This window comes from Allobosea sp. TND4EK4, from assembly GCF_900156025.1.
Lineage (GTDB): Bacteria > Pseudomonadota > Alphaproteobacteria > Rhizobiales > Beijerinckiaceae > Allobosea.
This window is the reverse complement of sequence record NZ_FTMO01000001.1, coordinates 66,394-78,790: the sequence shown is the minus strand read 5'-3', so window position 1 is coordinate 78,790 and position 12,397 is coordinate 66,394. Positions and strand designations below refer to the sequence as shown.

11 protein-coding genes and 1 tRNA gene are annotated in these 12,397 nt (G+C 66.9%); 9 read left to right on the top strand and 3 right to left on the bottom strand.

Annotated features, from left to right (window positions below; translation table 11 throughout):
* Positions 1-15: 15 nt before the first annotated feature.
* A complete protein-coding gene (locus BW981_RS00345; protein ID WP_076435208.1) occupies positions 16-480 on the bottom strand; it encodes an Lrp/AsnC family transcriptional regulator in 465 nt (154 codons plus the stop codon).
* Positions 481-637: 157 nt separating this feature from the next.
* Between BW981_RS00345 and BW981_RS00340 the strand changes: the two genes are divergently transcribed.
* The 4 genes from BW981_RS00340 (at position 638) to BW981_RS00325 (ending at position 3,628) form a co-directional block, all read left to right on the top strand.
* Complete coding sequence (locus BW981_RS00340) at positions 638-1,648, top strand: 1-aminocyclopropane-1-carboxylate deaminase (protein ID WP_076435205.1); 1,011 nt, start codon at positions 638-640, stop codon at positions 1,646-1,648.
* Between the two features lie 5 nt (positions 1,649-1,653).
* The gene (locus BW981_RS00335) at positions 1,654-1,947 is read left to right on the top strand and encodes a hypothetical protein (RefSeq protein WP_076435202.1); all 294 of its coding nucleotides are present in this window, start codon (positions 1,654-1,656) and stop codon (positions 1,945-1,947) included.
* Positions 1,948-2,035: 88 nt separating this feature from the next.
* Positions 2,036-3,091 carry a phosphogluconate dehydrogenase (NAD(+)-dependent, decarboxylating) gene (gnd, locus tag BW981_RS00330; RefSeq protein ID WP_076435199.1) on the top strand — a complete coding sequence of 352 codons (1,056 nt, stop codon included), beginning with the start codon at positions 2,036-2,038 and terminating at the stop codon, positions 3,089-3,091.
* A 3-nt stretch (positions 3,092-3,094) separates the two neighbouring features.
* Positions 3,095-3,628: a gluconokinase gene (locus tag BW981_RS00325; protein WP_244560174.1), complete on the top strand. Its 534-nt coding sequence runs from the start codon at positions 3,095-3,097 to the stop codon at positions 3,626-3,628.
* On the opposite strand, the gene BW981_RS23220 is transcribed toward BW981_RS00325, so the two are convergent.
* Positions 3,625-4,020, bottom strand: a complete 396-nt coding sequence (locus BW981_RS23220) for a DoxX family protein (protein WP_076435196.1) — start codon at positions 4,018-4,020, stop codon at positions 3,625-3,627. The two genes, BW981_RS00325 and BW981_RS23220, sit on opposite strands and share 4 nt — an antisense overlap.
* Positions 4,017-5,447: a multicopper oxidase family protein gene (locus tag BW981_RS00315; protein WP_076435194.1), complete on the bottom strand. Its 1,431-nt coding sequence runs from the start codon at positions 5,445-5,447 to the stop codon at positions 4,017-4,019. Before BW981_RS00315 ends, BW981_RS23220 begins: the two co-directional genes overlap by 4 nt.
* 179 nt (positions 5,448-5,626) lie before the next feature.
* On the opposite strand from BW981_RS00315, the gene BW981_RS00310 reads away from it, so the two are divergent.
* The 5 genes from BW981_RS00310 (at position 5,627) to lon (ending at position 12,388) form a co-directional block, all read left to right on the top strand.
* Positions 5,627-5,711: transfer RNA gene (locus tag BW981_RS00310), tRNA-Leu, on the top strand.
* Positions 5,712-5,850: 139 nt separating this feature from the next.
* Positions 5,851-7,293, top strand: a complete 1,443-nt coding sequence (tig, locus tag BW981_RS00305; RefSeq protein ID WP_076435192.1) for a trigger factor — start codon at positions 5,851-5,853, stop codon at positions 7,291-7,293.
* 187 nt (positions 7,294-7,480) lie between these two features.
* Complete coding sequence (locus BW981_RS00300; protein WP_076435189.1) at positions 7,481-8,107, top strand: ATP-dependent Clp protease proteolytic subunit; 627 nt, start codon at positions 7,481-7,483, stop codon at positions 8,105-8,107.
* A gap of 290 nt (positions 8,108-8,397) precedes the next feature.
* Positions 8,398-9,666 (top strand): ATP-dependent Clp protease ATP-binding subunit ClpX, encoded by a 1,269-nt coding sequence (gene clpX, locus BW981_RS00295; RefSeq protein WP_076435187.1) that lies wholly within the window; start codon positions 8,398-8,400, stop codon positions 9,664-9,666.
* Positions 9,667-9,961: 295 nt separating this feature from the next.
* Positions 9,962-12,388 (top strand): endopeptidase La, encoded by a 2,427-nt coding sequence (lon, locus tag BW981_RS00290; protein ID WP_076435185.1) that lies wholly within the window; start codon positions 9,962-9,964, stop codon positions 12,386-12,388.
* Positions 12,389-12,397: the final 9 nt, after the last annotated feature.

The following is a 12,397-nucleotide window of genomic DNA, read 5'->3' as shown; positions in this document are numbered from 1 at the left end:
CCATGGCTGGCCCCGTCAGAACGCCAGCGGCGCGTTGTCGACGACCTCCTTCATCACGAAGAAGGTCCGCGTCTGCCTGACGCCGGGCAAAGCGAGCAGGGTCTCGGCGTGCAGCTTGTTGAAGTCGGCGAGGTCGCGCACGCGGATTTTCAGGAAGTAGTCGAAATCGCCCGCGACCACATGGCAGTCGAGGACCACGGGCAGCGTCTTCACCGCCGCCTCGAAGGTGCCGAAGCTCTCCGGCGTCGAGCGGTCGAGCACGACGCCGACGATGGCGAGCGTGCCTCTCTCGACCTTCTGCGGAGCGACCTGCGCCCGCACCCCGGTGACGTAACCCTCCGCGAACAGCCGCTGGATGCGGCGGTGGCAGGTCGCGGCGCTGGTGTTCACGCGCTTGGCGATCTCGGCATTGCCCATACGCCCGTCCGCCTGCAGCAGGCGCAGAATCCTGACGTCGGTGCGGTCCAGTCCCTCGGCCATGAAAGGATCTCTCGATGAAGGCGCTCATGACGCATGATCAGCGCCATCATGGCCGTAATCAAGCGCTGAAATCGACGCTTTAGGCCCTTATTACGGAAGGACGTTCCATGTCGAATTTGCTAGATTTCTCCGAGGCTTAACGGAGCAAGCAAGACCCATGCTGGAAAAATTCGAGCGCTACCCCCTGACCTTCGGGCCGAGCCCGATCGAAAAGCTGTCCCGCCTTTCGGCCCATCTCGGCGGCGGCGTCGAACTCTACGCCAAGCGTGAGGACTGCAATTCCGGCCTCGCCTTCGGCGGCAACAAGCTGCGCAAGCTCGAATACATCGTGCCGGACGCGATCGCCTCGGGGGCCGACACGCTGGTCTCGATCGGCGGCGTGCAGTCGAACCACACCCGTATGGTCGCGGCGACCGCCGCCAAGATCGGCATGAAGTGCCGGCTCGTGCAGGAAAGCTGGGTGCCGCATGACGATGCCGTCTATGACCGCGTCGGCAACATCCTGATGTCGCGCGTGATGGGCGCGCATGTCGAGCTGGTCGACGAGGGCTTCGACATCGGCATCCGCGAAAGCTGGGAGAACGCGCTGGCGGATGTGAAGGCCAAGGGCGGCAAGCCTTACGCGATTCCGGCCGGCGCCTCGGTCCACAAGTTCGGCGGCCTCGGCTATGTCGGCTTCGCAGAGGAGGTGAGGGCGCAGGAGGCCGAGCTCGGCTTCACCTTCGACTACATCGTGGTCTGCACCGTCACCGGCTCGACCCATGCCGGCATGGTCGTCGGTTTCGCCAAGGACGGCCGCCAGCGCCAGGTCATCGGCATCGACGCCTCCTTCACGCCGGCCCAGACCAGGGCGCAGGTGCTCGACATCGCGCAGAAGACCTCCGCCCTCGTCGGCGGCAAGGACATCACGGCCGAGGATATCGTCCTGAACGAGGACTACGCCTATCCCGTCTATGGCGTGCCCTCGAAGGAGACGATCGAGGCCATCCGCATGTCGGCGCGGCTCGAAGGCATGATGACGGACCCGGTCTATGAGGGGAAGTCGATGCAGGGCATGATCGATCTCGTCCGCAAGGGCTTCTTCCCGGCGGGGTCGAAGGTGCTCTACGCCCATCTCGGCGGCGTCCCGGCGATCAACGGCTACAGCTACACCTTCCGCAACGGCTGAGCGCGATGGCGGCGATCCTCCTTCTCGAATACGCCGCCGCCGATTCGTCGCGGCGGCGGGAGGTGCGCGAGCGGGTCGCGGCGCTCGCGCTGCTCGACTCGGCGCGGATCGTCTTCGCCGCGATCGATGAGGCGTCCGCCCGCGAGGTGCTGGCGCTCGCTTTTTCCGATGGGCGGAACGCCGAGGACGCGCTCGCGCGCTGGACCGCCGAGGGCGCCGTGCCGGCCGGCTCGACGATGCGCAAGCTGGACTGCATGCCCGTGACGACGGTCGAGGCGCCGATCCTGCTGTTCCCGTGATCCGGCGCTTGCGGCCGGCGCGAGGGCGGGGCAGAACCGAGCATCAAGACCGCCGGCGCCGTTTGTCGGCGCCAGCGGGAGATGCCTGATGCAACTCGGAGTGATCGGCCTCGGCCGGATGGGCGGCAATATCGTGCGCCGCCTGATGCGCGCCGGCCATGACTGCGTGGTCTATGACCGCGACCCCAAGCCGGGTCAGGCGCTCGCGGCCGACGGCGCCGTTCTCGCGAGCGATCTCAAGGACATGGTGGCGAAGCTTCAGGCGCCGCGTGCGATCTGGTTGATGCTGCCGGCCGGCAAGATCACCGAGGGCACGCTGGCCGAGCTCGCCGGCCTCGTCGGCCCCGGCGACACGCTGATCGACGGCGGCAACGCCTTCTGGAAGGACGATGTCCGCCGCGGGCGGGAGCTGGCGGCGAAGGGCATCCACTACATGGATGTCGGAACTTCCGGCGGCGTCCACGGGCTGGAGCGCGGTTATTGCCTGATGATCGGCGGGGCCAGCGAAGCCTTCGACCGGCTGGAGCCGATCTTCAAGGTGCTGGCGCCCGGCAAGGGCGAGATCGAGCCGACAAGGCACCGCGAGGGCCGCAATCCGACGAGCGAGGAAGGCTATCTGCATTGCGGGCCGGTCGGCTCCGGCCATTTCGTCAAGATGGTCCATAACGGCATCGAATACGGCATGATGCAGGCCTTCGCCGAGGGCTTCGACCTGCTGCGCAACGCCTCCGCCAAGGAAGGCCTGCCGCCGGATTACGGCTTCGATTTCGACGTGACCGAGATCGCCGAGGTCTGGCGCCGCGGCTCGGTCGTCACCTCCTGGCTGCTCGACCTGACGGCCGAGGCGCTCGCCGCCGACGAGGAGCTGGCGGCCTACACCGGCAATGTCTCGGATTCCGGCGAGGGGCGCTGGACGGTCGATGCCGCGGTCGAGACCGCGACGCCGGCGGAGGTGCTGACCTCGGCGTTGTTCGCCCGCTTCCGCTCGCGCGTCGATCACACCTTTGGCGAGAAGGTGCTGTCGGCGATGCGCGCCGGCTTCGGGGGCCATGTCGAACCGAAGCCGGGGGTTCCGTCGGCCGGCCCGGTCGCGGTGGCGACCGATGCCACTTCTGTCTCCACCAGCCCACGCCCCAAGGCCTGACCGGTGAGCACGCAGAAGAGCGGGCGGGCCAGGCCCGCCGTGGTCGTCGTCATGGGCGTCGCCAGTTCCGGGAAGACCTCGCTGGGCGAGCGGCTCGCGGCGCGTCTCGGCTGGCCGTTCCGCGACGCCGATTCGTTCCATCCGCCGGAGAACGTCGCCAAGATGGCGGGCGGCACTCCGCTCACAGACGAGGACCGCAAGCCCTGGCTCGCCGCCATCGCCGCCTGGATCGACGATCTCAGGGCACGTGGAGAGCACGGCATCGTCACCTGCTCGGCGCTGAAGCGGGCTTATCGCGACGTGATCGTAGGCGGTCGGCCGGATGTGGCGCTGGTCTATCTGAAGGGCTCGCGCGAGCTGATCGGCCGGCGCATGGCGTCCCGCCAGCACCATTTCATGCCGCCGGCGCTGCTCGACAGCCAGTTCGCCACGCTGGAGGAGCCCGCATCCGATGAGAACCCACTCGTCGTCTCGGTCGAGGACAGCAAGGACGCGATCGTGCAGGACGTGGTCGATCGCCTGGAGCTCGACCGCTAGACGCTCCGTCGCAGCGGCCAGCTGATCGCGCCCGAGCAGAACAGGGCCCACCAGACCAGCACCGGCTGAAACGCCAGTCTCGGCCCGTGATACCACCAGCTCGACGGCAGTCCTGTCACGGCGATTCCGTCGAGCGCATGCTTGACGTTCGCCGGGAGGACGCACAGCGCGTAGAGCGCAAGCCCGGTACCGGCGGCCTTGCGCCAGCGGGGCAAGACGAGGCCGATCGCTCCCGCAAGCTCGGCAAGTCCGGTCGCGATCACGGTCTCCTGGGGAAACGGAACCCAGCCGGGAACGATCGGCAGGAATCCGTGCGGCGCGATGAGATGCAGCATTCCGGCCGCGCCGTAGAAGACGACGAGCAGCCAGCGCAGGATCGGGCGGGCGCTCACGTCACCTCGAACCAGCCCCACAGTCCCAGGTCGAACCGCTCCAGCACGGTCGACGAGACCAGCCAGCGGCCCGGATTGTCGGCGATGAAGGCAATGTGGAGCTTCTTCCCCTCGGGGATCTGCACCGTGTCGAGGAAATAGGCCTCCCAGCCATCGTCGAGCGGGTGCAGCAGCCGGAAGGCGTGGCCGTGGACATGCACCGGCTGGATGAAGGCGGTGCGGTTGTCGATCGCCATCACGATGGGCGTGCCGCGCTTGACGCTGAACAGCGGCTTGCCCTCCTTCGACCCGGTGCCGCCATTGACGCGCCAGGGCTTGGCGAGCTCGATGCCGGAAAAGTCGAGCGTGCGGTCCGGCGTCGGCTTGCCGCCACCCTCGATCAGGAACTCCGGGCGCAGCGCATCCTGCATCCGCACCGCCGCCGGAAGCGCGGGGTTGAGCTTCAGCGCCACCGGTTGGCTCCGTGCCGGCTTGGTGGCGCCATCGGTGACGATCCGCAGCAGCGGCAGCCCCGGTCCGACAAGCGCCGTGATGCCGACGGAGGCGCCGGCCTCCTGCGGCAGGTCGAGGATCACGTCGTAGCGCGTACCGGGCGCGAAGGGCAGCTGCGCATGGACGGGCTCGAAAGGCTCCGTCGGCTGGCTGTCGACCGCGATGACCGAGGCCTTGGTGCCGTCGAAGCGCAGCCGCATGATCCGGGCGTTGCAGGCATTGGCGAGACGAAGCCGGACGCGCGCGCCCGGCGCCAGCTTCACCGGATAGGGCGGAGGCTTGCCGTTGACCGTCAGCCAGCTCCCGAGCCGCCCGGCGGCTGCGGAGGCGGAGCTCTGCAGGGCGAAGGGCTGGATGGCCTGGTCGTCGCCGAGCAGCCAGTCGCTCACCACCAGAGGAAGGTCGAGATCGACGGCGGGCGGCTCGCGCTCCTCCACCACAAGCAGTCCGCTCAAGCCGCGTCCCGCCGGCTCGGACGAGCCGCCGAGCACCAGCGGACGATACAGGATCGTGCCCGCATCCGGCGGCGTGATCCGGATGTCCGCGCTCTCGCCGGGGGCGACCGGCGGCTGGCTGAACCCGCCGACGCCGTCCTGCGCCGCTTCCCCGCGCAGCCCTTGCCAATGGAGCGAAAGCGGCGCGGCCGTCCGGTTCTCCAGCTTCAGCCGCAGCGTCTCGCCCTGCTTGATTCGCAAGGCTGGCCCCGGAGCGGTGCCGTCGAAGGCCCAGATCTCGGTCTCGGCGGCAGGGGACGGGCGCAGCCTGAGCTTGGCCGGCTGCGCCGTCAGCGCCCGCGGCGCCGGCTCGCCCGCCACATTGGCCTGCGAGGGCTGCTGGGCTCGGGCGGGCAGGGCGCCGAGAAGTGCCGCGCTTCCGATCCGCGCGATCAGATCGCGGCGGCGCAGGCGGGCAGGCGGTGGAGAAAGGCTGCTCATGCGTCCCGGCATAATGCGGCACGCCGGCCCTGGCGAGACCCGCCGGCCACGGATGCCGCGCAGCGGCGTTTTGCAGAACCGTCATTTTTTTGCTGCAAGCGCCGGGCGAAATGCGTATAGCACCGCGGCTTGACGATGGCCGCGCTGCGTTTGTTCGCGCGCAAGAGCTATCGAGGCCGGCGGGCGTGGCGGAATTGGTAGACGCACTGGTTTTAGGTACCAGCGGCGAAAGTCGTGGGGGTTCGAGTCCCTCCGCCCGCACCACCGGCCGGACTGTCTGATGTGCCTGGGAGGGCGCGGCATGACGGTCGGATGTGGGAATTTTCGCGAGCGCGGCGGTGGTCGTAGACCGGCGTCGCGCTTTGGACATTGAGACTGAAAACGAGCTGTTGGCGGTACAAAAATGAACGTGACCGAAACCCTGTCCCAGGGCCTCAAGCGCGAATTCCAGGTGGTGCTGAACGCCGCCGACCTGAAGACCAGGCTCGATGGCAGCCTTCAGGACCTCCAGGGCAAGGCCAAGATCAACGGCTTCCGTCCGGGCAAGGTGCCGGTCGCGCATCTGCGCCGGCTCTATGGCCGCTCGGTCATGTCCGACGTGCTGCAGAACGCCGTCAACGAGGCGAACCAGAAGATCGTCGCCGACAACAACCTGAAGCTCGCCTTCGAGCCCCAGATCCGCTTCCCCGAGAACAAGGACGAGATCGAGGCCGCGATGGAGGCCAAGGGCGACCTCGCCTTCACCGTCGCGCTCGAGGTTCTGCCGAAGATCGAGCTCGCTGACATCTCGGACGTCTCGCTGGTGAAGCCCGTCGCCGAGGTGCCGGACGCCGATGTCGACGCCGCGCTGGAGCGCATGGCCGCCGGCAATCGCAGCTACGCCACCAAGGGCGAGAAGGCCAAGGCCGAGACCGGTGACCGCCTGATCATCTCCTTCGTCGGCACGCTCGACGGCGAGAAGTTCGACGGCGGCACGGGCGAGGGCGTCCCGCTGGATCTCGGCGCCGGCCAGTTCATCCCCGGCTTCGAGGAGCAGCTCGAGGGCGCCAAGACCGGCGAGACGCGCACGGTCAAGGTCACCTTCCCCGAGAACTATGCGGCCGAGAACCTCGCCGGCAAGCCGGCCGAGTTCGAGGTCACCGTGACCGACGTCCAGGCGCCGGAAGCCATCAAGATCGACGACGAGCTCGCCAAGGGCTTCGGCATGGAATCGCTCGACAAGCTCAAGGATGCCGTCCGCGAGCAGATCGGCCGGGACTTCTCCGCCCAGTCGCGCCGCAAGCTCAAGAAGGGCCTGCTGGACGCGCTCGACGCCAAGTACTCCTTCGAGCTGCCGCCGACGCTGGTCGACCAGGAGTTCAACAGCGTCTGGAGCCAGGTCGAGGCCGATATGAAGCAGGCCAACAAGACCTTCGCGGACGAGGATACCACCGAGGACGCCGCCCGCGCCGACTACCGCAAGATCGCCGAGCGCCGCGTGCGCCTGGGCCTCGTGCTGGCCGAGATCGGCGAGCAGGCCAAGGTCCAGATCTCGGATGACGAGGTCACCCAGGCCCTGATCGAGCGCGCCCGCCAGTTCCCCGGCCAGGAGAAGCAGGTCTGGGAGTTCTACCGCAAGAACCCGCAGGCCCTCGCCGAGATCCGCGCTCCCATCTTCGAGGAGAAGGTCGTCGACCATCTGCTCGGCCAGGTGAAGGTCGAGGACCAGAGCGTGTCCCGCGAGGCGCTCTACGCGGACGAGGACGGCGACGAGAGCGCCGAGGCCAAGCCGAAGAAGGCGCCGGCCAAGAAGGCCAAGAAGGCCGATGCCAAGGCCGAAGAGAAGGCCGACGACGCCTCCGCCTGAGGCTTGCGGGCAACGGTCGGTCCGGACCTTCCGGCAACCTTAATATCAGCATTTGCGCCGCCGGCCCTCGCGACCGGCGGCGCTTCCCTTTTCAGCCACGTTCGTCGTGCTTATGTGGTGTGCCTTCCGAACACCGCCGATTCGACTTGAGCCTCCGCCGAGCGAGGCACCATCCGAGGACTGATCCATGCTTCGCGACCCGATCGAGACCTACAACAATCTCGTGCCGATGGTGGTCGAGCAGTCGAGCCGCGGCGAGCGCGCCTTCGACATCTATTCGCGCCTGCTGCGCGAGCGCATCATCTTCCTGACCGGCCCCGTCGAGGATCAGTCCGCCTCGCTGATCGTGGCGCAGTTGCTGTTTCTGGAAGCCGAGAACCCCAAGAAGGAAATCTCCTTCTACATCAACTCGCCGGGCGGCGTGGTGACGTCGGGCCTGTCGATCTACGACACGATGCAGTTCATCCGCTGCCCGGTCACGACGCTGTGCGTCGGCCAGGCCGCCTCGATGGGCTCGCTGTTGCTGACCGCCGGTGCCAAGGGCATGCGCTTCGCCCTGCCGAACGCCCGCATCATGGTTCACCAGCCTTCCGGCGGCTATCAGGGCCAGGTCACCGACATCCTGATCCACGCCAAGGAGGTCGAGAGCCTCAAGCGCCGGCTGAACGAGATCTATGTGCACCACACCGGCCGCAGCTATGCCGAGGTCGAGACCGCCCTCGAGCGCGACAACTTCATGACCGCCGAGCAGGCCCGCGATTTCGGGCTGATCGACAAGGTCATCGAGAAGCGCGCCGAGGAGCCGGCGGTCTGAGCCCGGCACGGCCGGTTTGAGCCTGCGACCCGTGGTCTCGCTTCTGTGGGTTGGCGAGGTCGCTGGCGAAGACCATATTGAATGAGGGCCGGCCCCGTGTTTGCATGGGGTCGGGGTGAGCGGACGTAGCGCTCCAGAATGATCCGGTTTGGATCGGCCCGGCGTATCCAGTGTAGCGGAACGGGTCGTTAACCCAATTATCGTGATCTGAGCGCTTATTTATGACGGCGAGACGACGAGCTCAGCGGCCATGGCCGGTGCGGCCCGGTCTCCCGAACTGGAGATGGACAATGGCCAGCAAGCCCGGCGGCGACTCGAAGAGCACGCTGTACTGCTCTTTCTGCGGCAAGAGCCAACATGAGGTCCGCAAGCTCATCGCGGGGCCGACGGTGTTCATCTGCGATGAATGCGTCGAGCTGTGCATGGACATCATCCGCGAGGAATCGAAGTCCGCGCTGGTGAAGTCGAAGGACGGCGTGCCGACCCCCAAGGAGATCCGCAAGGTTCTCGACGACTACGTCATCGGCCAGGAGCACGCCAAGAAGGTGCTTTCGGTGGCGGTGCACAACCACTACAAGCGCCTCAGCCACGCGACGAAGCACAACGATGTCGAGCTGGCGAAGTCGAACATCCTGCTGATCGGGCCGACGGGCTCGGGCAAGACGCTGCTCGCGCAGACGCTCGCCCGCATCCTCGACGTGCCTTTCACCATGGCCGACGCGACGACGCTGACCGAGGCCGGCTATGTCGGCGAGGACGTCGAGAACATCATCCTCAAGCTGCTCCAGGCCTCCGACTACAATGTCGAGCGGGCGCAGCGCGGCATCGTCTATATCGACGAGATCGACAAGATCAGCCGCAAGTCGGACAACCCCTCGATCACCCGCGACGTCTCGGGCGAGGGCGTCCAGCAGGCGCTGCTGAAGATCATGGAAGGCACCGTGGCCTCCGTGCCGCCGCAGGGCGGGCGCAAGCATCCCCAGCAGGAGTTCCTGCAGGTCGACACCACGAACATCCTGTTCATCTGCGGCGGCGCCTTCGCCGGGCTGGACAAGATCATCTCGAGCCGTGGCAAGGGCACCTCGATCGGCTTCGGCGCTTCGGTGCAGGCACCGGACGAGCGCCGCACCGGCGCGATCTTCCGCGAGGTCGAGCCCGAGGACCTGCTGAAGTTCGGCCTGATCCCGGAATTCGTCGGCCGTTTGCCCGTGCTGGCGACGCTGGAGGACCTCGACGAGCCGGCGCTGAAGACCATCCTGACCGAGCCCAAGAATGCGCTGGTCAAGCAGTATCAGCGCCTGTTCGAGATGGAGGACACCCAGCTGACCTTCACCGACGAGGCCGTCAGCCTGATCGCCCGCAAGGCGATCGAGCGGAAGACCGGCGCGCGCGGCCTGCGCTCGATCATGGAGGGCATCCTGCTCGAGACCATGTACGAGCTGCCGGGGCTGGAAGGCGTCGAGCAGGTCGTCATCGGGCCGGAGGCCGTCGAGCACAAGGCTCGCCCGCTCTTCATCTATGCGGAGCGCGAGGACGAGACGAAGTCGGCCTCGGCGTGAGCTTGGTCGTATCGTCAGGTGAAACGCGCGCTTCGGCGCGCGTTTTGCGTTTGAAGAGGGTCGGGCAGGGCAGCCAAAGCCCGCCTTGATCCGGGTGCAAGGCAGCGGTGCATGAGCCGGCAGCCTTGCTTGAAAGCCGGCGAGGAAATCGCCACCTTAGGTGCACTTGCGAGAGTCGCATGCCTATCGAGGGTGCGGTGCGCAAGGGCGGAGGAGCGATGGTCGCTCCGGCCGCAACGTCCGATCGCTCCGCCCATCTCGGGGGTCCGCCGGACGCAACTGCAAAGGAACTGCCATGACTGGCTCGACGCCACGCGCTCCCTTCGTCTCTGGCGAGACCGGCACGTACCCGGTCCTGCCACTGCGCGATATCGTCGTATTCCCCCATATGATCGTCCCGCTCTTCGTCGGCCGCGAGAAGTCCATCCGCGCGCTCGAGGAGGTGGTGAAGACGGACGGGTTCATCCTGTTGGCCACCCAGAAGAACGCCGGCGACGATGACCCGCAGCCCAACGAGATCTACGAGATCGGCACGCTCGCCCGCGTGCTGCAGCTGCTCAAGCTCCCCGACTCGACCGTCAAGGTGCTGGTCGAGGGTGTCGGCCGCGCCAAGGCCTCGTCCTATGCGGTGAGCGAGTCCTTCTATGAGGCCGAGGCCACGAGCCTGGCCGAGGAAGAGGGCAAGAAGGTCGAGGTCGAGGCTCTGGCCCGCTCGGTCGTCGCCGAGTTCGAGAGCTATGTGAAGCTCAACAAGAAGATCTCCGGCGAGATCGTCGCAGCCGTGACGCAGATCGACGAGCCGACCAAGCTCGCCGACACTGTCGCCTCGCATCTGGCCGTGAAGATCGCCGACCGTCAGGCCGTGCTGGAGATCACCAGCGTGCCGCAGCGCCTGGAGAAGGTGCTCTCGCTGATGGAAAGCGAGATGTCGGTGCTGCAGGTCGAGAAGCGCATCCGCTCGCGCGTCAAGCGCCAGATGGAGAAGACCCAGCGCGAGTACTATCTCAACGAGCAGATGAAGGCGATCCAGAAGGAGCTGGGCGACGGCGAGGAAGGCCGCGACGAGCTGGCCGAGCTGGAAGACAAGATCGCCCGCACCAAGCTCACCAAGGAAGCCCGCGACAAGGCGGTGGCGGAGCTGAAGAAGCTGCGCCAGATGTCGCCGATGTCGGCCGAGGCGACCGTCGTGCGGAACTATCTCGACTGGATGCTCGGCATCCCGTGGGGCAAGCGCTCGAAGATCAAGAAGGACCTCGTCGGCGCCCAGGCCATCCTGGACGACGATCACTTCGGCCTGGACAAGGTCAAGGACCGCATCGTCGAATATCTCGCGGTGCAGCAGCGGGCCAACAAGCTCGCCGGCCCGATCCTGTGCCTGGTCGGCCCTCCCGGCGTCGGCAAGACCTCGCTCGGCAAGTCGATCGCCAAGGCGACCGGCCGCGAGTTCGTGCGCATGTCGCTCGGCGGCGTGCGTGACGAGGCCGAGATCCGCGGTCACCGCCGCACCTATATCGGCTCGATGCCCGGCAAGATCATCCAGTCGATGAAGAAGGCCAAGACCGCCAACCCGCTCATCCTGCTCGACGAGATCGACAAGATGGGCCAGGACTTCCGCGGCGACCCCTCGGCGGCCCTGCTGGAGGTTCTCGATCCCGAGCAGAACGGTACCTTCAACGACCATTACCTCGAGGTCGATTACGACCTGTCGAACGTGATGTTCGTGACGACGGCGAATACGCTGAACATCCCGCCGGCCCTTCTGGACCGCATGGAGGTGATCCGCATCGCCGGCTACACGGAGGAGGAGAAGGTCGAGATCTCCCGCAAGCACCTGATCGCGAATGCGATCAAGAAGCACGGGCTCGGCCCCGAGGAATGGTCGATCACCGACGGTGCGCTCCAGATGCTGGTGCGGCGCTACACCCGCGAGGCGGGAGTGCGTAACCTCGAGCGCGAAATCTCCAACACGGTCCGCAAGGGCGTGAAGGAGATCGTGCTGGGCAAGAAGCAGAAGGTTGTCGTTGACGAGGCCTTGCTGGAAGAATATCTCGGCCCGCCGCGCTATCGCTACGGCATGGCGGAGACGGAGGATCAGGTCGGTGTCGTCACCGGTCTGGCCTGGACCGAGGTCGGCGGCGAGTTGCTGACGATCGAGGGCGTCATGGTGCCCGGCAAGGGCCGCATGACCGTCACCGGCAACCTCAAGGACGTGATGAAGGAATCGATCTCTGCGGCGGCGTCCTATGTCCGCTCGCGGGCCGTCGATTTCGGCATCGAGCCGCCGCTGTTCGACCGGCGCGACATCCACGTCCACGTGCCGGAAGGGGCGACCCCGAAGGACGGCCCCTCGGCAGGTATCGGGATGGCCACGGCGATCGTCTCGATCATGACCGGCATCCCGACCAACCGGGACGTCGCCATGACCGGCGAGGTCACGCTGCGGGGCAGGGTGCTGCCGATCGGCGGCCTGAAGGAGAAGCTCCTGGCGGCGCTGCGGGGCGGCATCAAGAAGGTGCTGATCCCGGAGGAGAACGCCAAGGACCTGGTTGATCTGCCGAAGTCCGTCCGCGACGGTCTGGAGATCGTGCCGGTCTCGCGGATGGAGCAGGTGCTGCAGCACGCCTTGACCCGCCAGCCGGTCCCGATCGTCTGGGAGGAGGATCTCAAGGCGATCCCGCCCAAGGCTACCGAGGACGACGCTGCGGGCCTCGTCGCCCACTGACGGGGCCAT

What these genes read in the sequence shown, in the direction of transcription:
- BW981_RS00345 (WP_076435208.1), bottom strand. Translation starts at nt 480, where the DNA reads ATGGCCGAGGGACTGGACCGCACCGACGTCAGGATTCTGCGCCTGCTG.
- BW981_RS00340 (WP_076435205.1), top strand. Translation starts at nt 638, where the DNA reads ATGCTGGAAAAATTCGAGCGCTACCCCCTGACCTTCGGGCCGAGCCCG.
- BW981_RS00335 (WP_076435202.1), top strand. Translation starts at nt 1,654, where the DNA reads ATGGCGGCGATCCTCCTTCTCGAATACGCCGCCGCCGATTCGTCGCGG.
- gnd (WP_076435199.1), top strand. Translation starts at nt 2,036, where the DNA reads ATGCAACTCGGAGTGATCGGCCTCGGCCGGATGGGCGGCAATATCGTG.
- BW981_RS00315 (WP_076435194.1), bottom strand. Translation starts at nt 5,447, where the DNA reads ATGAGCAGCCTTTCTCCACCGCCTGCCCGCCTGCGCCGCCGCGATCTG.
- tig (WP_076435192.1), top strand. Translation starts at nt 5,851, where the DNA reads ATGAACGTGACCGAAACCCTGTCCCAGGGCCTCAAGCGCGAATTCCAG.
- BW981_RS00300 (WP_076435189.1), top strand. Translation starts at nt 7,481, where the DNA reads ATGCTTCGCGACCCGATCGAGACCTACAACAATCTCGTGCCGATGGTG.
- clpX (WP_076435187.1), top strand. Translation starts at nt 8,398, where the DNA reads ATGGCCAGCAAGCCCGGCGGCGACTCGAAGAGCACGCTGTACTGCTCT.
- lon (WP_076435185.1), top strand. Translation starts at nt 9,962, where the DNA reads ATGACTGGCTCGACGCCACGCGCTCCCTTCGTCTCTGGCGAGACCGGC.